Origin of the sequence: Candidatus Sodalis pierantonius str. SOPE, from assembly GCF_000517405.1 — a bacterium.
GTDB lineage: Bacteria > Pseudomonadota > Gammaproteobacteria > Enterobacterales > Enterobacteriaceae > Sodalis_C > Sodalis_C pierantonii.
In genome coordinates this window covers 4,153,795-4,176,420 of record NZ_CP006568.1, presented here as the reverse complement: position 1 = coordinate 4,176,420, position 22,626 = coordinate 4,153,795, and the positions used below count along the sequence as shown (strand labels likewise).

Annotated in this window: 16 protein-coding genes and 9 pseudogenes; 17 read left to right on the top strand and 8 right to left on the bottom strand. The window is 54.8% G+C overall.

Annotated features, from left to right (window positions below; all coding sequences use genetic code 11):
- Window positions 1-32: 32 nt before the first annotated feature.
- Window positions 33-355 (bottom strand): annotated as a pseudogene (locus tag SOPEG_RS20705) (class II D-tagatose-bisphosphate aldolase non-catalytic subunit); the annotation flags it as partial.
- Window positions 356-691: 336 nt separating this feature from the next.
- On the opposite strand from SOPEG_RS20705, the gene SOPEG_RS20700 reads away from it, so the two are divergent.
- The 12 genes and pseudogenes from SOPEG_RS20700 to SOPEG_RS23545 all read left to right on the top strand — a co-directional run bounded on the left by SOPEG_RS20700 (window position 692) and on the right by SOPEG_RS23545 (window position 12,739).
- Window positions 692-1,480, top strand: coding sequence for a BadF/BadG/BcrA/BcrD ATPase family protein (locus tag SOPEG_RS20700; RefSeq protein WP_025246766.1), 789 nt, complete (start codon window positions 692-694; stop codon window positions 1,478-1,480).
- The gene (locus SOPEG_RS28050) at window positions 1,480-1,689 is read left to right on the top strand and encodes a hypothetical protein (RefSeq protein WP_148297153.1); all 210 of its coding nucleotides are present in this window, start codon (window positions 1,480-1,482) and stop codon (window positions 1,687-1,689) included. Before SOPEG_RS20700 ends, SOPEG_RS28050 begins: the two co-directional genes overlap by 1 nt.
- A 117-nt stretch (window positions 1,690-1,806) precedes the next feature.
- The gene (locus SOPEG_RS20695) at window positions 1,807-3,135 is read left to right on the top strand and encodes an ABC transporter substrate-binding protein (protein WP_025246765.1); all 1,329 of its coding nucleotides are present in this window, start codon (window positions 1,807-1,809) and stop codon (window positions 3,133-3,135) included.
- Between the two features lie 142 nt (window positions 3,136-3,277).
- Window positions 3,278-4,099: a carbohydrate ABC transporter permease gene (locus SOPEG_RS20690; protein WP_081743133.1), complete on the top strand. Its 822-nt coding sequence runs from the start codon at window positions 3,278-3,280 to the stop codon at window positions 4,097-4,099.
- 101 nt (window positions 4,100-4,200) lie between these two features.
- The gene (locus SOPEG_RS20685; protein WP_200867842.1) at window positions 4,201-4,956 is read left to right on the top strand and encodes a carbohydrate ABC transporter permease; all 756 of its coding nucleotides are present in this window, start codon (window positions 4,201-4,203) and stop codon (window positions 4,954-4,956) included.
- A gap of 28 nt (window positions 4,957-4,984) precedes the next feature.
- Window positions 4,985-5,497 carry a family 4 glycosyl hydrolase gene (locus SOPEG_RS30115; protein WP_236851579.1) on the top strand — a complete coding sequence of 171 codons (513 nt, stop codon included), beginning with the start codon at window positions 4,985-4,987 and terminating at the stop codon, window positions 5,495-5,497.
- A gap of 15 nt (window positions 5,498-5,512) precedes the next feature.
- Window positions 5,513-6,289, top strand: a pseudogene (locus SOPEG_RS30110) (family 4 glycosyl hydrolase).
- Between the two features lie 14 nt (window positions 6,290-6,303).
- Window positions 6,304-7,221 carry an ABC transporter ATP-binding protein gene (locus SOPEG_RS20675; RefSeq protein WP_025246762.1) on the top strand — a complete coding sequence of 306 codons (918 nt, stop codon included), beginning with the start codon at window positions 6,304-6,306 and terminating at the stop codon, window positions 7,219-7,221.
- Window positions 7,222-7,399: 178 nt separating this feature from the next.
- Complete coding sequence (locus SOPEG_RS20670) at window positions 7,400-8,203, top strand: DeoR/GlpR family DNA-binding transcription regulator (protein ID WP_038469162.1); 804 nt, start codon at window positions 7,400-7,402, stop codon at window positions 8,201-8,203.
- A gap of 743 nt (window positions 8,204-8,946) precedes the next feature.
- Window positions 8,947-10,156: pseudogene (locus SOPEG_RS23550) on the top strand (IS256 family transposase).
- Between the two features lie 430 nt (window positions 10,157-10,586).
- Window positions 10,587-11,459: pseudogene (locus tag SOPEG_RS20660) on the top strand (IS5-like element ISSoEn1 family transposase); the annotation flags it as partial.
- A 71-nt stretch (window positions 11,460-11,530) separates the two neighbouring features.
- A pseudogene (locus SOPEG_RS23545) lies at window positions 11,531-12,739 on the top strand (IS256-like element ISSoEn2 family transposase).
- Between the two features lie 713 nt (window positions 12,740-13,452).
- On the opposite strand, the gene SOPEG_RS20645 reads toward SOPEG_RS23545, so the two are convergent.
- Together SOPEG_RS20645 and SOPEG_RS20640 are read right to left on the bottom strand one after the other, a co-directional pair.
- Entirely contained in the window at window positions 13,453-14,376 is a 924-nt protein-coding gene (locus SOPEG_RS20645) for an IS5-like element ISSoEn1 family transposase (RefSeq protein ID WP_025243834.1), read from the bottom strand.
- A gap of 355 nt (window positions 14,377-14,731) precedes the next feature.
- Window positions 14,732-14,938: pseudogene (locus SOPEG_RS20640) on the bottom strand (NADP oxidoreductase); the annotation flags it as partial.
- Window positions 14,939-15,021: 83 nt separating this feature from the next.
- Here SOPEG_RS20640 and SOPEG_RS20635 point away from each other — a divergent pair.
- Entirely contained in the window at window positions 15,022-15,945 is a 924-nt protein-coding gene (locus SOPEG_RS20635) for an IS5 family transposase (RefSeq protein WP_025246756.1), read from the top strand.
- A 60-nt stretch (window positions 15,946-16,005) separates the two neighbouring features.
- Here SOPEG_RS20635 and SOPEG_RS20630 read toward each other — a convergent pair.
- Window positions 16,006-16,428: pseudogene (locus tag SOPEG_RS20630) on the bottom strand (NADPH-dependent F420 reductase); the annotation flags it as partial.
- Between the two features lie 107 nt (window positions 16,429-16,535).
- Between SOPEG_RS20630 and SOPEG_RS20625 the strand changes: the two are divergent.
- Window positions 16,536-17,390: pseudogene (locus SOPEG_RS20625) on the top strand (LysR family transcriptional regulator).
- Between the two features lie 322 nt (window positions 17,391-17,712).
- Here the strand turns inward: SOPEG_RS20625 and SOPEG_RS20620 are convergent.
- The 3 genes and pseudogenes from SOPEG_RS20620 to SOPEG_RS31060 form a co-directional block, all read right to left on the bottom strand.
- Entirely contained in the window at window positions 17,713-18,573 is an 861-nt protein-coding gene (locus tag SOPEG_RS20620; RefSeq protein ID WP_200867841.1) for a bifunctional helix-turn-helix transcriptional regulator/GNAT family N-acetyltransferase, read from the bottom strand.
- A 302-nt stretch (window positions 18,574-18,875) separates the two neighbouring features.
- Window positions 18,876-19,481 (bottom strand): LysR substrate-binding domain-containing protein, encoded by a 606-nt coding sequence (locus tag SOPEG_RS28960; RefSeq protein WP_236851852.1) that lies wholly within the window; start codon window positions 19,479-19,481, stop codon window positions 18,876-18,878.
- Between the two features lie 104 nt (window positions 19,482-19,585).
- A pseudogene (locus SOPEG_RS31060) lies at window positions 19,586-19,765 on the bottom strand (helix-turn-helix domain-containing protein); the annotation flags it as partial.
- 120 nt (window positions 19,766-19,885) lie between these two features.
- Here SOPEG_RS31060 and SOPEG_RS20610 point away from each other — a divergent pair.
- The 3 genes from SOPEG_RS20610 to SOPEG_RS28950 all read left to right on the top strand — a co-directional run bounded on the left by SOPEG_RS20610 (window position 19,886) and on the right by SOPEG_RS28950 (window position 21,568).
- A complete protein-coding gene (locus SOPEG_RS20610) occupies window positions 19,886-20,794 on the top strand; it encodes a DMT family transporter (RefSeq protein WP_025246753.1) in 909 nt (302 codons plus the stop codon).
- Between the two features lie 104 nt (window positions 20,795-20,898).
- Window positions 20,899-21,303, top strand: coding sequence for an alpha/beta fold hydrolase (locus SOPEG_RS28955; protein WP_200867840.1), 405 nt, complete (start codon window positions 20,899-20,901; stop codon window positions 21,301-21,303).
- A 1-nt stretch (window position 21,304) separates the two neighbouring features.
- Entirely contained in the window at window positions 21,305-21,568 is a 264-nt protein-coding gene (locus SOPEG_RS28950) for a hypothetical protein (protein WP_200867839.1), read from the top strand.
- 131 nt (window positions 21,569-21,699) lie between these two features.
- On the opposite strand, the gene SOPEG_RS20595 is transcribed toward SOPEG_RS28950, so the two are convergent.
- Window positions 21,700-22,437, bottom strand: coding sequence for a GntR family transcriptional regulator (locus SOPEG_RS20595; RefSeq protein WP_025246752.1), 738 nt, complete (start codon window positions 22,435-22,437; stop codon window positions 21,700-21,702).
- Window positions 22,438-22,626 lie beyond the last annotated feature (189 nt).

Below are 22,626 nucleotides of genomic sequence, written 5' to 3'. Positions count from 1 at the left end.
AAGGCATTTACACAGAATCGTGTACAGGGTCGTTCCGCCAGGATCATGGCTTCCTCCGCGGGTCGATCCTGCCAGGCGTTGGGACCCAGATGATCGCCGCCCAGACAGACGTTCTCGCGCGGCAAGCCGTTGTTGGCGGCCATCTGCCAAACCCGATCGCGAAAATCCGTCGGTCGCAGCCCGGTGTAACCGCCGAATTGGTTCACCTGATTTGAGGTGGCCTCGATCAACACCGTCGTTTGCGCTGTCGCCGCATGACGGCGTCGAGCACCCAGGAATGCGCGGAGCAAACGGAAAACACACCGACCGACTCGCCGGCTTTATGCCTTTTAATCAGATTTAGCAACGCTTGCATGGTTTAGGTTCTCTCTTGCAAAACTCAACGCCGCGGCACAAGCGCCATCGTTAATCAGATAAACGCAATCTACCCCGCAATAAAAACTTATATCAATCATTTTTTTGATCTAATTTGCAATATATCTAAATATCTAAACTACAGCCCACATTTGTTTGGAATAAACAGGCATAAATCGAGATAAATCCGCATTGGCCCCATTGAGACGGACGCTATAAAGCTTTCCAAAATAAATCAGATATTGCATTTTTTATGACACTATGGCCTCAATTAGTCATCTTCGCGCGCAGGGCTCCGCAATGCCTGCGACCTCACAGCGTTAGGCGGGAGTTTCCAATGAATTTGGTAATGGGCGTGGACATCGGCGGCACCAAAACCTTATTGGCGCTGGCGGATAGGCAGGGCGACCTGGCAGGGTATTGGCAAGGAAAAACCCTCGACCCGGCCGCGGATCCCCATTGGGACACGGCCCTTGCCCATCTGCTCCGACAGGCAGCCCCCCTGCTGCCCCGGCTGGCGGCGGCCTCGTTCGGTCTGCCGCGCCACGACGAAATGGAAGAGGACTCCCGACGGCAGGAACAGGTCATCACGCGGTTAATCAGCGTGCCGGCGCAGGTTGATAATGACGTACGCATCGCCTTCGACGGCGCCTTGGGAGGCGAAGCCGGCGTGCTGATCCTCGCCGGCACTGGCTCGATGGCCTGGAGTAGCCGTAACCGTCCCCGGGATCCCCATTTCCGCGTAGGGGGATGGGGTGAGGACATTGGCGATGAAGGTAGCGCTTATTGGATTGGCCTACAGGCCATTACCGCAGTATGCCGGCATCTGGACGGGCGGACTGACGCCCCCGCCCTTTGCCAGACCCTCTGTCAGCATTTCGACATCGTTCCAGATCAACTGATTACCTGGTTTTTTGGTCTCGGCATGCAACGACGCGAGCGCGTTACCAGCCTGGCGCGCCCGGTGGCGGCGCTGGCCGAAGCGGGGGACGTCGCAGCGCAAACGCTACTGCACCAAGCCGCCGCTCAGCTGGCGAAGCAGCTCTGCTGGCGGCCTGGGGGCGGCTTGATTTGCCCGGTCCTCCGCGCTGGAGCTACGCCGGCGGGGTATTTAACAGTCCGCTAATGCGCAACGCCGTCAGTGAGAGCGTTGGTCGGCCGCCCGCGCCGCCGCGCTTCAGGCAGGTTGGCAAGTGGATGACGGCTGGATCGATCGGCTTGCCCGGCAGCTTAATCAACAACAATAACTATTTCATATGGCTCTTTTCACGGTGGACAAAAGCGCGCGCCCGCTGGAAAAAATCAACATTGTTGTTCATTTCTCTCTGCAAATAATCACAAAAAATCAAAAATAATATTGACTATGATTAATATTGCCGCAAGGATGAAAACGCATTACGTCACTCATTAAAAATGTTTCGTCGGCATTGCCCAGCAAAGCATATGCGGGCGATGAATAACGGCCATTATTTTTTGGAGTGTTCGATGAAGCGCATAAAAACCAGAGTCATGAAATCGCTCCTCGCAACGGCATTGCTGGCCTTGATGGCAACGTCCCCAGGCGGGCTGTCCGCCGCCAGCGCTGCCGACAGCGGTGCGCTGAGCGGTAAAACCATCACCGTCTTGCTGCCAAGCCCGGGATATCCGCCGGATCAAATCAAACGTTTTGAACAGGAAACCGGTATCCATGTCGATCAGCAAACCCTGGCCTGGGATCAGTTGCGCACCCGCATCGTTACCGCGCTGGTTGCCGGCACAGCGCCGGCGGATGTTATCGAACTGGACTGGTCGTGGGTGGGCCAGTTCGGCGCCGCCGCCTGGCTGGCGCCTCTCGACGGTAAGCTTGACGCCGCGCGGCTGAAAAATATTGCTATCACGCCTATTTTCCAATACCAGGGAAAACTGCTGGGCGCGCCGTACAATAACGATTTCAAAATGATGGTGTACAACAAAGCGCAGTTTGCCAAAGCGGGAATTACCGAGCCGCCCGCGACCCTCGATCAATCGCTGGCCGACGGCAAGGCGCTAAAAGAAAAGGCGGGTGTGAAATACCCCTTCGGCCTGCCGTTGAGCGTAGGCGAGGCGACGTCCACCGCCTGGTTTTTGTTAACCATGATGCACATTGGCGATCTGTTCACCGCAGATATGAAGCCGGCGTTTACCGATAAGCATTCCGGCGGCTATCAGGCGTTGGCTTTTATCAAGCAAGCCATGGACGCAGGGCTTATCGACCCCGCCGCCGCCAATTACTGCAATGAAGAAGTCCGCACTATGTTCAAGGCCGGCGATAGCAGCATTATCTTGTCCGACGGGCCGGGTCCGCTGGCCACCTATAACGACAAAACTCAATCGAAAGTGGCCGGCGACGCGTTGGCGGCGGTGGTGCCGAATATTACCGGCAAGAGCCGGACCTATGGCCTGCCGGAGGCGCTGGCGATCCCCAAAGCGGCAAAACAGCAACCGGCGGCCCAGGCGTTCATCAACTGGATGATGGACCCACAGCACCAAAGCCTGATTTACACCGAGGCGAGGACTTTGCCTACCAGCACACCGGCGCTGGCCGCGCTAAATAAAGAAGGCAAGCTGCTCAGCGGAGAAGCGATTCTCGCCCAAATAAGCGGTATCGGTCCGCTGTTCGCCGGCGGCACGCCGCCCTGGTATCCCGCCTTCAGTAACGGCGCCGCCTCCGCCATCAATGCCCTGGCTAAAGGCCAGATAAGCGTCGATGAGGCGAACAAGACCATCGCTGAAGCCGCGCAAAACGCGATGTCGGGCAATTAATTTTCGGGCGGAGGATACGCAATGGCGATGAGTATCGAAGCGAACGTTGCGGCAAAGCCGTCCCGAAAAAGCCAACTCCGCCGATTATTGGGGGGGTGAGGCGGCGCTGGGCCTGGCGCTATCGTCGCCGGTCGTGGTGCTGATGCTGGCGCTGGTGTTCGTCCCCTTTGTCGTGACCTTATGGGAAAGCTTTCACCGGGTCAATCCCATGCTACCGGGCACCCCGTTTGTGGGCATCAAAAATTACGTTCAGATGTTCAAAGACGGCCAAGTGCATTCGGCGTGGATCAACACCTGGATTTACGTCATTTTGGCGGTGGTGATTGAAATCCTTGGCGGGCTGGGTGCCGCGCTGCTGTTGAACAAGGTCAAAACCGGTCGGCGCTGGCTGCTGGCCGCAGTGATCCTGCCCTGGGCGTTACCGCCGGTGGTCAACGCCATTATCTGGTCGTGGATTTACAATCCGCATTACGGTTTGCTCAATGGGCTATTGCTGAAAACGGGGCTTATCGAGCAGAGTCACGTCTGGCTTAACGATCGCGCCACCGCGCTGTTTCTTATCGTGCTGGTGCACGTTTGGCGCATGATGCCGCTCAATGCGGTGATCATCCTGGCCGCGCTGCAAACCATCCCCAACGAGCTGTACGAGGCGGCAAAAGTCGACGGCGCCAGCCCGCTGCGCACTTTTCGCATGATCACCCTGCCCCTGATAGGCGGCGCCTTCAGTATCGCGCTAACGCAGTCGACGATCACCGCTTTTAACCTGTTCGACGAAGCGTGGATCCTGACCGGCTCCAGCGCGGCCACCCACCCGATACAGTCGCAGATCTATATGACGGCATTTCAGAATCTTAATTTCTCCTACGGGATGGCGATGGCGATGTCGATCACCGTGATGCTGGTATCGATTATCGTCTCGGCGGTGTATGTGCGTCGTGTGTATCGCGCCACGAGGTATGACTAATGAACCTCTCTTTTCCACGCCGGTTAGCCTTTTGGCTGGGCCTGTGTGTATTGATGGTCTGGACGCTGGGTCCTCTCTACTGGTCCCTAGCCACCAGCCTGATGCAGCCGACCGATCTTGCCACCAGTCCGATAAGTCTGGTGCCGCCCGTGCTGACCCTGGAACATTATAAAAAATTGCTCGGCGGCCTGTTCGGCGTGATCGATAACGATATCTGGCGCGATTTTTCCCGCTCGATGGTCAATAGTGCGGTCCTGGCGCTGGGGGCGACCTTAATTACCGTGGCCGCCGAGGCGTTCTCCGCCTATGCGGCGGTACGTCTGCGCTTCCCAGGGCGCAACCTAGTGTTTATCCTCATAATATCCACCATGGCGGTGCCCGGCTATACGGTGCTTATCCCGCTGTACCGGCTGATGGTGAGCCTGGGTCTGGTGGACACCTATACCGGTATCATTCTGATTTACGTCTCGGCATTTCTGCCGCTGGCCATGTGGCTGATGCGCAGCGTATATGAGTCGCTGCCGGTTTCCGTCGAAGAGGCCGCCTGGATCGATGGCGCGGGCCGTCTGTATACCCTGGTCCGCATTGTGCTGCCCCTCGCGGCGCCGGGGCTTATCGCCACCGCGATCCTCACTTTTCTCGGCGCCTGGGGGCAATTCTCGGTGCCGTTGGTGTTTGCGCCGACCATCGATACCAAACCCCTGACCGTCCTTATCCCCGAATTCGCCACCAAGAACTATATCGATTATGGGCTTATCAACGCCGCGGGGGTATTAGCGATGATCCTCCCCGCCGCGGTGGTGATATTCCTCAACCGTTACCTGATGCGCGGGCTGATGGCCGGTGCGGGCAAGTAATAATCATCGCTTTTAGAGGAGAAAGATCTTGAGCAAGATTACCCTTATCGGCGCCGGCAGTACCGGCTTCGCACAGAATATCCTAAGCAACCCCAAGTTCGGTTACTGCACCATCAACTTGCAGGATATCGACAGCGACCGGTTGCGCACATCGGAGATCGTGACGCGCCGTATTTGCGAAGCGCTTTCACTGCCTGACGTCAAAGTGGAGGCTACCCTGGACCGGCGCGCCGCGCTTAAAGGCGCGCATTTTGTGTTTCTGATGATGCAGGTGGGCGGTTATCGCCCCTCCACCGTTATCAACTTTGAAATACCCACCCGATTCGGCCTGCGCCAAACCATTGGCGACACGCTGGGGATCGACGGTATTTTCCGTGCGCTGCGGACCATCCCGGTAATCAAATCCATTTGCGACGACATGGCGGAGCTCTGTCCCGACGCGCTGTTGCTTAATTATGTCAACCCCATGGCGATAAACTGCTGGGCCATCAGCGCGCTGGCGCCACAAATCAATATGGTCGGCCTGTGCCACAGCATGTAGCATACCGCGCAGCATTTGGCGGATTGCCTGGAAGAAAAGATAGAAGATATTGACTATCTCTCCGCCGGCATCAATCACGTCGCCTTCTTTCTGAAGTATGCCAAACGCCGGGCCAATGGCGATCGGGAAGACCTCTACCCGCGCTTGCAGGCCCTGGCCGCCAGCGGTCGGGTGCCCGAAGACGATCGCGTACGCTTTGATATGTTGCAACGCTTCGGTTACTTCGTTACCGAATCCAGCGAACACTTCTCCGAATATGTCCCGTGATACATTAAAAGCGGTCACCCGCAGTTGCTCAGCGAACTCAATATCCCGCAGGATGAATACCCGCGCCGCTGCGAAACGCGGATGGCAGGCTGGTACAGCCTGCGTAAGCAATTAGAAGACGACACGCCCATTGAAGTCTGTCGGAATGATGAATATGCAGCCGGCATTCTGCACTCGATGGTGACCGGCCAGTCCAGAGTCATTTATGGCAATGTACGCAATAACGGCCTGATAAAAAACCTGCCCGACAACTGCGTCGTCGAAGTACCCTGTCACGTGGACCGTAACTGTGTTCAACCCATCGCCGTGGGCAAGATCCCGGCCGAGCTGGCCGCAGTGATACGCATGAGCATCAACGTGCAGGAACTCACCGTACTGGCGGCACTTACCGGCAAAAAGCATTATATTTACCAATCCGCCATGGTCGACCCCCACACGGCGGCTGAGCTGTCGCCGGATCAGATTGTGGCGCTGGTGGATGAGATGATCGCCGCCCACGGCACCCAGTTACCCACCTTCAACTAAGCAGCGGATCCGGCATGTCGACAGTGAAAATTCGCGAACTGCAAAAAACCTACGGCGCCGCGCAGGTACTGCGGGGGATCGATCTGGACATCGAGGACGGCCAGTTTGCGGTATTGGTCGGCCCTTCCGGCTGCAGCAAATCGACGTTATTGCGCATGATTGCCGGGCTGGAAGAGATCAGCAGCGGCCACATCGCCATCAACGAACAGGTGGTAAACGATTTACCGCCCAAAGAGCGCGATATTGCTATGGTGTTTCAAAACTATGCGCTCTACCCCCACATGACGGTGCGGGATAACATGGCTTTCTCTCTTAAGCTGCGCAATGTCCGGGCGGCGGAAATCAACCAGCGCGTCGAGCAGGTCGCCCAAAGTCTGGGGTTATCGTCGCTGTTGTCGCGCTACCCGCGCCAGCTTTCCGGCGGCCAGCGCCAACGCGTGGCCATGGGCGACCTGGTGGTGGTAATGCGCGACGGCGTCATCGAGCAGGCGGGCGATCCCCTATCGCTGTATGACTTTCCCGCCAATCAGTTTGTTGCCGGCTTTCTCGGCTCGCCGGCAATGAATTTCCTGTCCGGTATACTGCAAAACGATGGAGGTGAGATCCGTTTTGGCGACGGTGCGGTTGTGCCGCTTTCTCGTCGCTATCCCCAGCGCGACGGGGGGCCGGTGATGTTTGGCATCCGTCCCGAGCATCTCATGCCGGCCGATACCGGTATCGAAGCACAGGTGACCGTGGTTGAGCCCACCGGGTCGGAAACCATCGTGATGCTAAGCGCCAAAGAACTTAGTGACACCCCCTTTTGCATGGTGCTGCGCGAACGCCGTAACCTGCGCCCGGGAGAGCCCGTGTTCCTGATGCCGAAACCGCATTGTGAGCATCTGTTTGAAACCGGTTCCGGCTTGCGGGTGTTGCCGGAAAAGATAAATTGAGCCGCGGCGACCCGCGCTCAGCCAAATACGATTGCCAGTCTGGTTTTTTTCTGGCATGTTTGCCGTCCATTAATGAGTAAAATCATCTGGCAACCGCGATCAATTACGCATTATTAATCAGGTAATGGACTGCCTTTAGTCACATCGCGCTCGCCACGATGCCGGTAAAGGCCTTTGCATGACAGTGAAAAACGATCGCTTTTCTGCCATACGGCAGCGTTTGTACAAAAGCGGCTATAGCACCATTCAGGAGATCGCCTACGCGGTTAGCGCATCCCCGGCCATCATCCGCCGAGATCTTTTGGTGCTGGAACAGCAGGGGTTCATCTCTCGTAACCATGGCGGTGCGCAAATAGCTGAAGATGCCGGCGGCGAAGTCGCATTCGCCATCCGCGAACAGCATAACCTGGCGGCTAAACGCTATATTGCCGAAGCGGCCTTTGCGCGGCTAAAGCCCGGTAGCGCCATTTTCCTGGATGCCGGCACCACCGTATTGCAATTGGCGCGCCGGATCCGCTTGAATCCTCTGCCGTTGTCCATTTTCACCAATTGTGTGACGCTTGCCCAGTTGCTCATGGATGTCGGTGAACTGAAAATTACCTTGCTAGGCGGCCGGCTGCGGCCGGAAAACGCTTCCATGGTCGGTAGCCTGGCGGAGGCCGCCCTTGACCGCCTGCGCTTCGAGCAGCTGTTTATGGGAGCCGGCGCTATTGCCGAGGATAATTGTGTTTATACTCAGGACGAAGAGGAAGCGCGTCTTAACGAAAAAATGCTGTCTCGCGCGACCAAAGTCACCCTGCTGGTGGATTCCAGCAAATTTGGCCAGCGCTCTACCTATAAAGTCGCGCGTCTGAATGATGAAATGGACGTCATCACCGACCAGAACCTGCCTGAAAGCTGGACGCTCAAATTGCAGGAGACCGGCTGCCGAGTCCAGCAGGTCGCAAAGAAAAACGAGTGCTACCCTGGTCACCCTGGCTAAATGGACACAGGAAGATGAGGGAGCTTTAGTCTCATCCAACCTGCGACAATGGCTCGCGTTCACTCATTATGCGGCAGCTAAAATCTGTATGATGGACATTAAATGCCGGCATAAAGTTGACTGCCTTCGCGGCAGCTTAGAAATTATGGCAACGTTTGGATCGAAAGATTTCAAAGTTCACTGCCGTTAGGCAGCTTTTATGATGATACCAGTGGTTCATCATGCCTAGGCTGTTCACTACCAGTGTCACAGCAGCAGGAGCCTGATCGAGACAGATTAAAGAATTTACGGCAAATCACTATTTGTTTTGCATGCCGCTCATGCGTTCAACGAGCCAATGATTGCACAACCAATAAACGCTGAATATCTTATTTATGACACGAAACCAAAGCTTACGGCCATAAAATATTGGTAAGGCATACCGTATTGAGTTTATCCTTACGTATAAAATGATGTCATTGAGCCAATAATCACCGGTTAAGAACGCTTCGGCATGTGTACCGCATATGTAAAAGGGCGAATACAAGGAAGCCTTTGTGAAGGACGATGTAGTAATTTGTAGATTATTTCGACGTCAATTTTTAAGGAGATGTGGCACCAGATTTTTAAATGTGGGGTTATCTATAAAGAGCGAAAACTTCACAATTGATTAGTCTGTTATATGTTTTAGCGAGCCTGTTTAGAAATTTGTGTATTTGCCTGATTTTGATATGTTCAATCCAACATCAAAAACAGGTTAATTTATGGACGAAAAACAGTTGCAGGCTCTGGCTAACGAACTGGCCAAAAATCTCAAAACCTCTGAAGATCTCAGTCACTTCGATCGGCTACTGAAAAAAATCAGCGTCGAAGCAGCTCTCAATGCCGAAATGACCCATCACCCTCGGCTACGATAAAAATCAGCCTAAACTGGGGACCAACGCCCGCAACGGCTATTCCACAAAAACCGTTACCACTGGCGATGGCCTGCTGGCGCTGCGTACTCCGCGCGATCGTGACGATTCCTTTGAACCTCAACTGATGAAGAAGAACCAGACCCGGATTACCGGGATGGATAACCAGATTTTATCGTTGTACGCTAAAGGGATGACCACCCGCGAGATCGCCGCCGCGTTCAAAGAGCTGTATGACGCCGATGTCTCGCCGGCGCTGGTCTCAAAGGTCACCGATGCGGTCATGGAGCAGGTTGTCGAATGGCAAAACCGGCCTCTGGATGCAGTCTATCCCATTGTTTATCTTGACTGTATCGTTCTAAAAGTCCGGCAGGACAGCCGCATCATCAACAAATCTGTGTTCCTGGCGCTGGGCATCAACATCGAAGGCCAGAAAGAGTTGCTAGGTATGTGGCTGGCCGAAAATGAAGGCGCAAAGTTCTGGCTGAACGTGCTGACAGAGCTGAAAAACCGCGGCCTGAACGATATCCTTATCGCCTGCGTAGACGGGCTGAAAGGTTTCTCTGACGCTATTAACGCGGTGTATCCGGAGGCGCGGCTCCAGCTGTGTATCGCGCATATGGTGCGCAACAGCCTGCGGTTCGTCTCCTGGAAAGACTACAAGGCCGTCACCCGCGACCTGAAAGCTATCTATCAGGCCCCTACGGAAGAAGCCGGCTTGCAGGCGCTGGAAGCGTTCTCCAGTGCCTGGGACATCCGCTACCCGCAAATAAGTCGAAGCTGGCAGGCAAACTGGGCCAATCTGGCCACGTTCTTTGCCTACCCAACGGACATCCGCAAGGTGATCTACACGACCAACGCCATCGAGTCGTTAAACAGCGTGATCCGGCATGCCATCAAAAAGCGCAAGGTGTTCCCGACCGACGACGCAGTGAAAAAGGTGGTGTGGCTGGCGATACAGGCGGCCTCACAGAAATGGACAATGCCTTTGAGGGACTGGCGCATGGCAATGAGCCGCTTTATTATCGAGTTCGGTGACCGCCTGGACGGTCACTTATGAGAAAAGGCATTTACACAGAATCCGGTACGGGCTCGTTTTAGCTGTTAACAACTTCGCCCCTCCCTGCACATAGCACCTTCAACCAACAAAACTAACTGACACCAATCACCGTCTAACCTTTAGGCTCAATTCCTCGTGTCTGAAGTTCTTTGCGTCGCACACGTTTTATCCATGTAGCCAGTGTTTTGTCACCGTCTTTGTGGACTTGTTCTTCTAACTGCGCTCGCAGCTCGTGGGAAAGTCGTATTTGATACTGGTCTGTTTTCAACTTTGTGATTGATATTGTAATTCCAAAATCCTCATATGGTGTGAATGTATTTACATCGCAATTACATGCCATTTTGCAACTGTAAAAGGCTTTGTTGAATAAATCGAACTTTTAGGTGACTGGCGGCTCTGATCACTACATTCGTTTCCACATCAGGTCCCCATGGCAAAGCAAAAGTTTAAAATCACCAACTGGCCCGCATACAACAATGCGCTCAGGCAGCGGGGGGACATGACAGTATGGCTTGATGAGTCAGCCATTGCTGCATGGACTGAGAGTACACCACCTGAACATCGTGGCCGGCCGCTTCACTACACCGATATGGCCATTACCACGGTTCTGATGATAAAGCGCGTGTTTAACCTTTCGCTCCGGGCGTTACAGGGTTTCGTTGACGCGATTTTTAAACTGATGGGGCTGTCGCTGCGCTGCCCAGATTACTCTCTGGTCAGCCGGCGAGCAAAAACCGTCGACATCAGCATAAAAACGCCAACCCGCGGCGAAATCTCACACCTGGTCATCGATGGCACCGGCCTGAAAATCTTCGGCGAAGGCGAATGGAAAGTCAGGCAGCATGGGGCTGAGAGGCGCAGAGTATGGCGCAAGCTTCATCTGGCAGTAGATAGCGCGACACATGAAATTATCTGTGCCGATTTATCGCTAAGCGGTACGACAGATGCGCAGGCGTTGCCCGGGCTGATTAACCAAACCCACCGGAAAATCAGGGAAGCGTCGGCTGACAGTGCTTACGATACGCGTTACTGTCATGATGCTCTGCTGAGGAAAAAAATAAAGCCGCTTATCCCACCGCGAAGTGGTGCGCAATATTGGCCAGCTCGATACCATGAGCGTAACCATGCGGTGGCAAATCAGCATCTGAGCGGCAATAACGATACCTGGAAAAAGAAAGTAGGTTATCACCGGCGTTCACTGGCTGAAACGGCCATGTTCCGGTTTAAAACACTTCTGGGTGGTCATCTGAGTCTGCATGACTATGACGCGCAGGTAGGTGAGGCTATGGCAATGGTCAAAGCGAGCCTGTTTAGAAATTTGTGTATTTGCCTGATTTTGATATGTTCAATCCAACATCAAAAACAGGTTAATTTATGGACGAAAAACAGTTGCAGGCTCTGGCTAACGAACTGGCCAAAAATCTCAAAACCCCTGAAGATCTCAGTCACTTCGATCGGCTGCTGAAAAAAATCAGCGTCGAAGCAGCTCTCAATGCCGAAATGACCCATCACCTCGGCTACGATAAAAATCAGCCTAAACCGGGGACCAACGCCCGCAACGGCTATTCCACAAAAACCGTTACCACTGGCGATGGCCCGCTGGCGCTGCGTACTCCGCGCGATCGTGACGGTTCCTTTGAACCGCAACTGGTGAAGAAGAACCAGACCCGGATTACCGGGATGGATAACCAGATTTTATCGTTGTACGCCAAAGGGATGACCACCCGCGAGATCGCCGCCGCGTTCAAAGAGCTGTATGACGCCGATGTCTCGCCGGCGCTGGTCTCAAAGGTCACCGATGCGGTCATGGAGCAGGTTGTTGAATGGCAAAACCGGCCTCTGGATGCAGTCTATCCCATTGTTTATCTTGACTGTATCGTTCTAAAAGTCCGGCAGGACAGCCGCATCATTAACAAATCTGTGTTCCTGGCGCTGGGCATCAACATCGAAGGCCAGAAAGAGTTGCTAGGTATGTGGCTGGCCGAAAATGAAGGCGCAAAGTTCTGACTGAACGTGCTGACAGAGCTGAAAAACCGCGGCCTGAACGATATCCTTATCGCCTGCGTAGACGGGCTGAAAGGTTTCCCTGACGCTATTAACGCGGTGTATCCGGAGGCGCGGCTCCAGCTGTGTATCGTGCATATGGTGCGCAACAGCCTGCGGTTCGTCTCCTGGAAGGACTACAAGGCCGTCACCCGCGACCTGAAAGCTATCTATCAGGCCCCTACGGAAGAAGCCGGCTTGCAGGCGCTGGAAGCGTTCTCCAGTGCCTGGGACATCCGCTACCCGCAAATAAGTCGAAGCTGGCAGGCAAACTGGGCCAATCTGGCCACGTTCTTTGCCTACCCAACGGACATCCGCAAGGTGATCTACACGACCAACGCCATCGAGTCGTTAAACAGCGTGATCCGGCATGCCATCAAAAAGCGCAAGGTGTTCCCGACCGACGACGCAGTGAAAAAGGTGGTGTGGCTGGCGATACAGGCGGCCTCACAGAAATGGACAATGCCTTTGAGGGACTGGCGCATGGCAATGAGCCGCTTTATTATCGAGTTCGGTGACCGCCTGGACGGTCACTTCTGAGAAAAGGCATTTACACAGAATCGTGTACAGGGTCGTCAAAGCGCTTAACCGGATCACGCTGTTAGGAATGCCAAACAGCGTCCGTATCATGTAACAATCGCCCTGATAGGGAGGAAGTCGTCACAAATTTCGGATTTATTCAACAAAGCGACTGTAAAAAGCAAAGTCCGGCAATGCTAGGAACACTAACCGGACTTCTGACCACAACATTAAGGAGATTAATGCTATGGCTGACATAGATAGTAACACGGGAACGCATTACCAATCTCTGCCGGATTGCGAGTGTCTTTATTCCGCCATGAATGCTGCGCTTGCTCATTTAGATCTCTCAAGCATGGTGGATGACGAATTTTTTGTTGGTCGCAGAATACTGCGACGATACGTGTGCCGGACTTTGTTACTGTCTAAATTTTATCGGCGATGCACTTGTTGCCTTAGCAGTTAACGACATATGCGAATCTACGCCTGAGAGTTTATGTCAGTTGGGACATGGGTTAACTGCCATTAGCTTACTCCTTCCTGCCCTGAACGATATGCAAAGACGCGCACACGTAACAGATCATGATACGATTAATTAATGTAGCATTTTTTTGGTTAAAGCTCTGCCGTTAATGATTTTCGATTAGGGCTTTCCTACCGTCATGTGAGAGTAAAAACCGCTTTGTTGAATAAATCCGAAATTTTTGACGACTTCCTCCCTATCAGGGCGATTGTTACATGATGCGGACGCTGTTTGGCATTCCTAACAACGTGATCCGGTTAAGCGCTTTGACCATTGCCATAGCCTCACCTACCTGCGCGTCATAGTCATGCAGACTCAGATGACCACCCAGAAGTATTTTAAACCGGAACATGGCCGTTTCAGCCAGTGAACGCCGGTGATAACCTACTTTCTTTTTCCAGGTATCGTTATTGCCGCTCAGATGCTGATTTGCCACCGCATGGTTACGCTCATGGTATCGAGCTGGCCAATATTGCGCACCACTTCGCGGTGGGATAAGCGGCTTTATTTTTTTCCTCAGCAGAGCATCATGACAGTAACGCGTATCGTAAGCACTGTCAGCCGACGCTTCCCTGATTTTCCGGTGGGTTTGGTTAATCAGCCCGGGCAGCGCCTGCGCATCTGTCGTACCGCTTAGCGATAAATCGGCACAGATAATTTCATGTGTCGCGCTATCTACTGCCAGATGAAGCTTGCGCCATACTCTGCGCCTCTCAGCCCCATGCTGCCTGACTTTCCATTCGCCTTCGCCGAAGATTTTCAGGCCGGTGCCATCGATGACCAGGTGTGAGATTTCGCCGCGGGTTGGCGTTTTTATGCTGATGTCGACAGTTTTTGCTCGCCGGCTGACCAGAGAGTAATCTGGGCAGCGCAGCGACAGCCCCATCAGTTTAAAAATCGAGTCAACGAAACCCTGTAACGCCCGGAGCGAAAGGTTAAACACGCGCTTTATCATCAGAACCGTGGTAATGGCCATATCGGTGTAGTGAAGCGGCCGGCCACGATGTTCAGGTGGTGTACTCTCAGTCCATGCAGCAATGGCTGACTCATCAAGCCATACTGTCAGGTCCCCCCGCTGCCTGAGCGCATTGTTATATGCGGGCCAGTTGGTGATTTTAAACTTTTGCTTTGCCATGGGGACCTGATGTTGAAACGAATGTAGTGATCAGAGCCGCCAGTCACCTAAAAGTTCGATTTATTCAACAAAGCCAGTAAAAACCACAGTTAACAGGCAAACTATCTCTACAAATTACTTATGACGATAGTTAAACGATTTTATAGTGAATTCGCTTTCAACTCGTTGAAAGTCTCCATCACATTTCCTAGTAAATTGATAAAGGTTCAAACCCCACCTTCAGATGGAATTTCCGAGCATCTTTGGACAGCGTATGAACCAGCATCTTACTAAAACCATAGTGTCCTTCTATTGAAACAACCTCAGTCGGCATAGCTTAACTGCGCCTATTTATTATTGATCTCATTTATTTACATCATTCATCCCTTTTGGCCGCCATTAACGCCGCTTGAAGCGCCTCTTTGGTCAAGGGCACACAATACGACGGCATTCCCCGTTCAAAACGCCACCCTTCGGACAGCGGGCCGGCATCAACGGTGTCAAAGCCGAAGGCGTCGTAAAGCGATTCGGCAAGCCTTTTACCTTCTTCTTCATCCCCTGCCAGGGGTAATGCGCGCCGATCCGGCGCACGGCTTTGTTGAATAAATCGAACTTTTAGGTGACTGGCGGCTCTGATCACTACATTCGTTTCAACATCAGGTCCCCATGGCAAAGCAAAAGTTTAAAATCACCAACTGGCCCGCATACAACAATGCGCTCAGGCAGCGGGGGGACCTGACAGTATGGCTTGGTGAGTCAGCCATTGCTGCATGGACTGAGAGTACACCACCTGAACATCGTGGCCGGCCGCTTCACTACACCGATATGGCCATTACCACGGTTCTGATGATAAAGCGCGTGTTTAACCTTTCGCTCCGGGCGTTACAGGGTTTCGTTGACGCGATTTTTAAACTGATGGGGCTGTCGCTGCGCTGCCCAGATTACTCTCTGGTCAGCCGGCGAGCAAAAACCGTCGACATCAGCATAAAAACGCCAACCCGCGGCGAAATCTCACACCTGGTCATCTATGGCACCGGCCTGAAAATCTTCGGCGAAGGCGAATGGAAAGTCAGGCAGCATGGGGCTGAGAGGCGCAGAGTATGGCGCAAGCTTCATCTGGCAGTAGATAGCGCGACACATGAAATTATCTGTGCCGATTTATCGCTAAGCGGTACGATAGATGCACAGGCGCTGCCCGGGCTGATTAACCAAACCCAGCGGAAAATTAGGGAAGCGTCGGCTGACAGTGCTTACGATACGCGTTACTGTCATGATGCTCTGCTGAGGAAAAAAATAAAGCCGCTTATCCCACCGCGAAGTGGTGCGCAATATTGGCCAGCTCGATACCATGAGCGTAACCATGCGATGGCAAATCAGCATCTGAGCGGCAATAACGATACCTGGAAAAAGAAAGTAGGTTATCACCGGCGTTCACTGGCTGAAACGGCCATGTTCCGGTTTAAAACACTTCTGGGTGGTCATCTGAGTCTGCATGACTATGACGCGCAGGTAGGTGAGGCTATGGCAATGGTCAAAGCGCTTAACCGGATCACGCTGTTAGGAATGCCAAACAGCGTCCGCATCATGTAACAATCGCCCTGATAGGGAGGAAGTCGTCACAAATTTCGGATTTATTCAACAAAGCGCCGGCGCACCTGTCGGCAGGCCGTCGCTTTCGAGATCCGTCATGGGAATAGCATTGAACGCCTTGATGATTTTCGCCTCAGGTAAATAGCTGGCCAAAAGCTCGCTGGTCGTTGTCTGCCGGTCCTCCAGCGCCGCCACTTTCCCATCCCGTTCGGGATAATAATTGACTGCGTCGAAAATCCATTTTCCTTTAAGGTGAGCCACCGGCAGCGAACCCAGCGCGGACAGCGGCACCGCAATAACGTTGACATCGCCGAAGCCAGCAGCCTGCTCCACCGTGCCTGTGTCGCAGCCTAGCATGGCACGCAGGCTAAAAAGCGTCCGTGGTCCGCGTGAATTACTCAGCATAACGCGATGCCCCTGGCCGATCGCCAGCTTCGCGATGGCCCGGCCAACAAATCCTGCACCGATGATCCCGATATTCATTTTTCACCTCGTTAACATGACCCGTTTTGAGCACCTACTATGATTCACTCCAAAATAAAGATAAATCGCAATAATATTGTTTTAATCACAACCGGGAGGAGCGAATAGTGGATAGGCTGGTTAGTATGCGAATTTTTGTCAAAGCCGCCCAACTGGGGTCTTTTGCCGCCGTGGCCGAGGCCATGGGGCTCTCACCGCAAATGGTCGCCAACCATGTCGCGACGCTTGAGTCCCACCTCGGTACGCCCTTGATCCACCGCACCACCCGTCGTCAACACCTGACGGATATTTGGACGCATGTATTACGGTCGTTGCCAAATTGTCCTCACCGAGGTGGAAGAAGCGGATGCCATTGTACTGGACATGAAAGCCACCCCCGCCGGCATTATCCGGGTGAATGCGCCCGTGACGTTCGGCACCCATGCGCTTTCGCCTTTCATCACGCGTTATCTCGGCGATTATCCCGAGGTTGAGGTTGAATTGACGTTAAGCGATCGCATCGTCAATCCCGCCGAGGAAAACGTTGAAGTCATTATTCGGATAGGCGAGCTGACGGACAGCGCCATGGTGGCCTGGCCGCTTTGCCGTATAAGATCATCGCCTGCGCCTCCCCCGCCTATCTTGCTCGGCGAGGATCTCCCCAAATACCGGCCGATCTCCATCATCATGACTGTCTGGTCTACGGATTCTGGTCGGCATCCCTACCCTGTCGCTGGTTTTTTTCCCAAGAGGGCCGGCAAGAGGAAGTGAGACCCGAAGGCCGATTTAGATCGAACGATTGGAAAGCCCTGATGCAGGCGGCGGTCGCCGGGTATGGGGTCACGCTTGGCCCGGAGAACGTGCTGAAAGATGAAATCAGTAAGGGCAATTTGGTCAGAGTGCTGCCTGATTATGACGGCCCGTCACGCCCTATGCATGTGCTCGTGCCGGCGGCAAGAAAACAAACGGTCAAAATCAGATGATTCACCCAGGCGCTCAGGGCGGCGTTCCCCCGGCAGCAAAGACGGACCTTCGTCAAGCCGTTTAGAGCCCATCACCCTACGCCTGAAAACGCATTTCACCGATGAGAAGCCTAAACAGGTCAAACAACCCTATCGCCGGGTCGCCACACATCGTCAGGCGTGGGTATTTTCTCTGGCGTGGCCGCGGCGCGTTGCAATGCGCCGGGCAAACCGGCCCGCGACCGCGGCCTCTCTCCTGATGAGCCATCGAAGCTGATCTGCCCGCTGCCGTCACCTCCCCTGTCACGCCGCGCCGTACTGATCCGCCCGGTCGTTGGCGCGGTCATTGCACGAGGGTTTTTGTCAGAACGGCAAAGGTTAGCCCGGGCTGCGTCGGAATGCCGAACCGCGTGTCGGAGACGGGAAAAGGTTCAGTCTCACCGGTGCGACGATAGCCGCGACGCTCGTACCAGTCGAGCAGGGTGTCGCGCGCCTCTATGACCGTCATTTTCACCGTACGGCCGCCGCGTACCAGGATCCAGCCTTCCGCCGCGGCCAAAAGTAGGCGGCCGAATTGCTGATTCTGCCGCTGTGGCGCGATCGCCAGCGAACCGAGGTACCACGTATCCTCGGCGCCCGGTTCCAGCCAGACGCAACCTTCAATCTGATCTTTCGGTTGCCAGACCAGAAGCGTCGCATGGGGCTTGTCCTGTATTTCCTGGCGCAGCGTCGCCTCGCTTATCCGCTCGCCGTCAATGAGACCGGCTTCCGTTGTCCAGCCCGCCTCCGCGCCATGGCCGCGATAGGCCCGGTTCAGCAGCGATACTACGGCCGATACATCCGCCTCCGCCGCCGGCCGCAGGTCGAGGGCGCGGCGGCGCGCGGCCCGCTCGGTCAGCGACTGTTCGGCCAAGCGATGCTCCAAGGCCTCGATCTGATCAATGAAGGATCCGGGCACGTCGCCGATCAGCGATTGCCGTTTATCGGCATCATCCTTCCTTATTGAAACCAGGCCGGCTTCCGCCAGTTTGGCGACGCTTTTGGTCATGGCGGGTTGGCTAATGTTAATTGCCCGCGACAGCTCCCCCACGGTGAGATGGGATTTACCTTCAAGTAACGCCAATATGGGAAAAAGCCCGGGCGTCACATAGGTACCGGTCTGTTCGGCAAGCAGACTGGCGTCGGTTTGCAACTGCTCGGCCAAGTGCTTGAGGCGGCTGCCGAGGAAAGCGTAAGGATGCTGCGAAAGAATATCAATGCGTGGTCTCCCGTAGTTACATAACGGGTTATATAATCACATTCCCATTAATTGTCAATGCGACTCCTTTTTAGCGTCATTTCGCACCGTAATCGGCATGCAAGGCTGTAAATCACCGGCCACGCGCGGCGCCACGCTCGCCACTCAGTTAACAAAACAACTTTTATATGGAACTTTATGTTGCCAAAAGCGTTTATCAACGGCGATTCGGGAAACCGACAGGCGTCGCGATAATTACCCCGAAGCGTTTATCCCGCGCTGGCGGGATCCGTAACGGGCAACTGCCGGGTCCTCGCGAGCTCCACCGCCATCGCCACTACCGCGCTTGCCAGCTCGCTGTGATCATGGGATATGCGGATATGGGTCTGCGGCAGCGCGGGCAGCCGTGCCGTGTCCGGCACCTCGATCAGCTCGTTATGCGCCAGCGATAAGGACAGCGGCAGTGCGGCCACGGCAAGATCGGCGCGCAGCGCGGCGGCCTGTCCCATGGGCGTATCGCTACCGTAAGCGATGCGGTATGTCCGTCCCGATGCGTTTAATGCCTTCAGAGCAACCTCGCGCCAGGCGCAGCCCGTCGTCGCCACGGCTAGCGGCAGGGGATCATGGGAGGAAGCGCGCCCGCCGCGCGCCATCAGCCACACCAGCGGTTCGGACCAGATTTTTTGCGAAGGAAAAGCGGGTTCGCCCACATCATTAAACAGCAACACATTGCTCTGCCCCGCCGAAAAACCTCGCTGGACGTCCGACGATGCGCCAAGCCGAACGTCGACGCGGATGCGCGGATAACGCTCCGCCAGCCGCCGCAACAGGCCCGGCACCAGTGAGATACCCAAATCGTGGGCTGCCGCCAGCACCAACCCCCCCCCGTGAGCGTGGATCCGCGAAACAGAGCCACGGTCTCGTCGTTAAGAGACAGCAGTTTACGGGCTTGGTACAGCAGCACATCGCCTTGCTCAGTCAGTTCCACCCGCCGCGCATTGCGCTCAAGCAATCTCTGGCTCAACTGCTCTTCAAGCTTGCCAATTTGCAGGCTGACCGCCGAGGGCGATAGGTGAACGCTCGCCGCCGCCTGCCGAAATGAGCCGGTGTCGTGAATCGCGACAAAACTGCGCAACACATCAAGATTCAGGGTGCGCATAGGTACGACGTCGTCCATCGTTGAGTTTTCCTGATTCATTAGGCGATTTAATCTCGTTTTACTAATCCTTGATCGCCCCTTACCCTTTTGTCAACCAATGGACCACCGACAAGCACGGCTATGGCATCTACATCGCGACACATTTTCCCCGGCCTGTTATGGGCCGCCACGGCAATCTTCATCTGGTCTGGCTCACTTATCCTGTTGCGCCTGGGCGTCTCCACCGGGCTGACGGCCTATGATCTGACCGCCCTGCGGTTCGGGGTAGCGGCGGCGATCCTGCTGCCGGTCATCCTCCGGCAAGGCTTCAGCGTTCATTCTCCCGGCTGGATCCCTGCTCCTGTGCTGATCGCATTATTCGGTGCGCCCTATGTCCTGATGTTATCGCTGGCGGTCAAGACGGCCCCCGCCGCCGCCACGGGCGCCCTCAACCCGGGCGTCATGGCGATAGCCGCGATCATTATTGCCCGAGTCAGCGAGCGCCAACCCCTCACCCCGGCGCGCCGTACAGGCATCGCGCTGACCGCCCTCGGCGTTAGCGGGTTTGTCTTGACGGGAGGGGGCATTAGCGCCGGGCATATGGTGTTAATGGCGACCGGGGTGATGTGGGCGGGATATGCCGCCGTTATCCGCGCCACACGCCTGCCGGCGCTCAGCGCCACCGCCCTGGTCGCCGTGGGTTCCGCCGTGCTTTACCTGCCCGTTTACGCCGTGGCGTTGCCGAAACAGATCGCGGCGACGTCGTTACCGGATCTTCTTTTGCAGGTCTTCTTCCAGGGCTTTCTGGTCACCACCGTCGCGGTGTATGCCTTTAACCGTTCGGCGGAGCTGTTGGGCTCGGTAGCGGCAACGAGCTTGCCCGCGTTGATGCCCGTCGTCACGCTGGGGCTTGAGGTCTTGGTGGTGGGGCAAACGCTCACGTCGGGGGAGATGATAAGCGCCTGCCTCGTCACCGCCGGGATAGCCCTTCTCCTGGCGGGGCCTGCGCTGGCAGCGATCTTGCGCCGCCGATCGTCCGCGGGCAAGTAACGGCCTGTCGCCTTTGCTGCCGCTATCGGGCCTACGCCGTCGTCGCTAACGCCGACACCATCCCGGCCGGCAAAACCCCTATCAATCCATCAAGGAGTAAAAAAGTGGCAAATTTCGTTCTCGTCCACGGTGCTTATCAGGGCGCCTGGGTATACGCGCGGGTCGCCCGTCAACTGCGCGCGGCCGGTCACGAGGTCTTTACGCCGACGTTAACCGGTCTCGGCGAACGCGCGCATTTAGTCCATTGCGGCATTAATCTGGATACGCACATTCAGGACATCATCAACGTATTCAACTATGAAAACATTACCGAGGCGATACTGTGCGGCCACTCCTATGGAGGGACGGTCATTACGGGCGTCGCCAACGCCATCGGCGAGCGGATCCGTTCGCTCTGCTACATTGACGCTTATGCGCCCCAGGCCGGTCAGTCTCTTTTTAGCATCACGGGGGCGGACATTGCGCACGCTTTTCTTGACCAGGCCAATGAACACGGCGGCGTTATTTAACGTGAACGCGTCTGATGCCCCCTGGGTCGATGCCATGTCGGTACCGCAGCCGCTGGCCCAGCGTACCTATATCTTTGCCACCGCCAACGGCGGTGATTGGTTGGCATCGACCTACGCCCGCGTCAAAGACGATCCGCAATGGAAGGCACACGCGCTGGCGTGCTGCCACGCTATCATGCTGGACAGACCTGAGGAATTAACCGCGATCCTGCTGGCGGAAACGGCGGTTTCATCAGTGGGCCCGCAGGCAAACATTGCCCAGTGAGAATAACGCGTTAGAGAAAAAAATGACGCCGCCGGTCCGCCGGCCAGCCACGCGCTATCGGGTAAAGGTGCTCTCACGCCCGGGCGTCGGAGCGATAGCACGCTCGGGCGCCGAGCCCATGATAAGCATCGTCATTCTTCCCGCACAGAGACCTGGCTCAAGTGCAGCATGTTGGTGTTAACAATGGCGATATTCACTTCAAACGGCGTGCCGTCGTCGAGATAAACGACCTCGTAAAGCTCCATCATGGCGGCATTGTTAGCGATATTCATATATTTCATCATCTCGGCATCGGTGGCGTTAAAGGCATGGAAATTCTGATCGCGTTTGTAGACCTTCTTGCCGGTGATGCGCTCGATATAAGAATATTTTGAATTCTCCAGCTCCTTGAATTCAATGGATTTGAACAATGACACCGGGAAGTGAATATATTCTAGAGAAACGGGAATATCGTCGAAACTCATTAGGCGCAAAATTTTATACACCTGATCGCTGTTTTTTATCCTTAAGGCCTGCGCCATTGCAGCGTCAGGCACGGTCACAATACTGGCGGAAATCACTTTACGGCCGGCGCGATGGCCCCCTTTCTGGGTCTGATAGTCAAATGGGGACAGCGTGTGGAATCGTCCCGACTGATTATTTTTACCGATAGAGCCAATGAAGATACCCGAACCCTTGATGCGATATATTCGCCGTTGATCAATCAAGATACGCGTCGCTTCACGCACCGTAGCGCGGGTAATATTCAGCGCCTTGGTGATAGCGATTTCAGTGTCCAGTTTATCGCCGGGTTGCAGTTTTTTTTCTTTAATTTTCCCGAGGATATAGTCGATAACCTCTTTTTGTTTTTCGGTTACATTGTCGGTCATCTCGTTATCTACCGCCGCGTTATCAGGTTGTTCATGCCAAGGCCTGTCTGCTGGACAGAGGAAAAGGTGGCCACGCACCGGCGCGATGCGCGTCATAAATGTGATCTAGTTAACAGCTTTACGGTTCAGCCATGCTGTCTGCTCATCTTTCTAATCCTACCTCTTGTGTATAGTCACGTCTAGGTGCAT

What these genes read in the sequence shown, in the direction of transcription:
- SOPEG_RS20690 (WP_081743133.1), top strand. Translation starts at nt 3,278, where the DNA reads ATGCTGGCGCTGGTGTTCGTCCCCTTTGTCGTGACCTTATGGGAAAGC.
- SOPEG_RS20635 (WP_025246756.1), top strand. Translation starts at nt 15,022, where the DNA reads ATGGCAAAGCAAAAGTTTAAAATCACCAACTGGCCCGCATACAACAAT.
- SOPEG_RS20610 (WP_025246753.1), top strand. Translation starts at nt 19,886, where the DNA reads ATGGCATCTACATCGCGACACATTTTCCCCGGCCTGTTATGGGCCGCC.
- SOPEG_RS20670 (WP_038469162.1), top strand. Translation starts at nt 7,400, where the DNA reads ATGACAGTGAAAAACGATCGCTTTTCTGCCATACGGCAGCGTTTGTAC.
- SOPEG_RS28050 (WP_148297153.1), top strand. Translation starts at nt 1,480, where the DNA reads ATGCGCAACGCCGTCAGTGAGAGCGTTGGTCGGCCGCCCGCGCCGCCG.
- SOPEG_RS20685 (WP_200867842.1), top strand. Translation starts at nt 4,201, where the DNA reads ATGCAGCCGACCGATCTTGCCACCAGTCCGATAAGTCTGGTGCCGCCC.
- SOPEG_RS20700 (WP_025246766.1), top strand. Translation starts at nt 692, where the DNA reads ATGAATTTGGTAATGGGCGTGGACATCGGCGGCACCAAAACCTTATTG.
- SOPEG_RS20595 (WP_025246752.1), bottom strand. Translation starts at nt 22,437, where the DNA reads ATGACCGACAATGTAACCGAAAAACAAAAAGAGGTTATCGACTATATC.
- SOPEG_RS20675 (WP_025246762.1), top strand. Translation starts at nt 6,304, where the DNA reads ATGTCGACAGTGAAAATTCGCGAACTGCAAAAAACCTACGGCGCCGCG.
- SOPEG_RS20695 (WP_025246765.1), top strand. Translation starts at nt 1,807, where the DNA reads ATGAATAACGGCCATTATTTTTTGGAGTGTTCGATGAAGCGCATAAAA.
- SOPEG_RS20645 (WP_025243834.1), bottom strand. Translation starts at nt 14,376, where the DNA reads ATGGCAAAGCAAAAGTTTAAAATCACCAACTGGCCCGCATATAACAAT.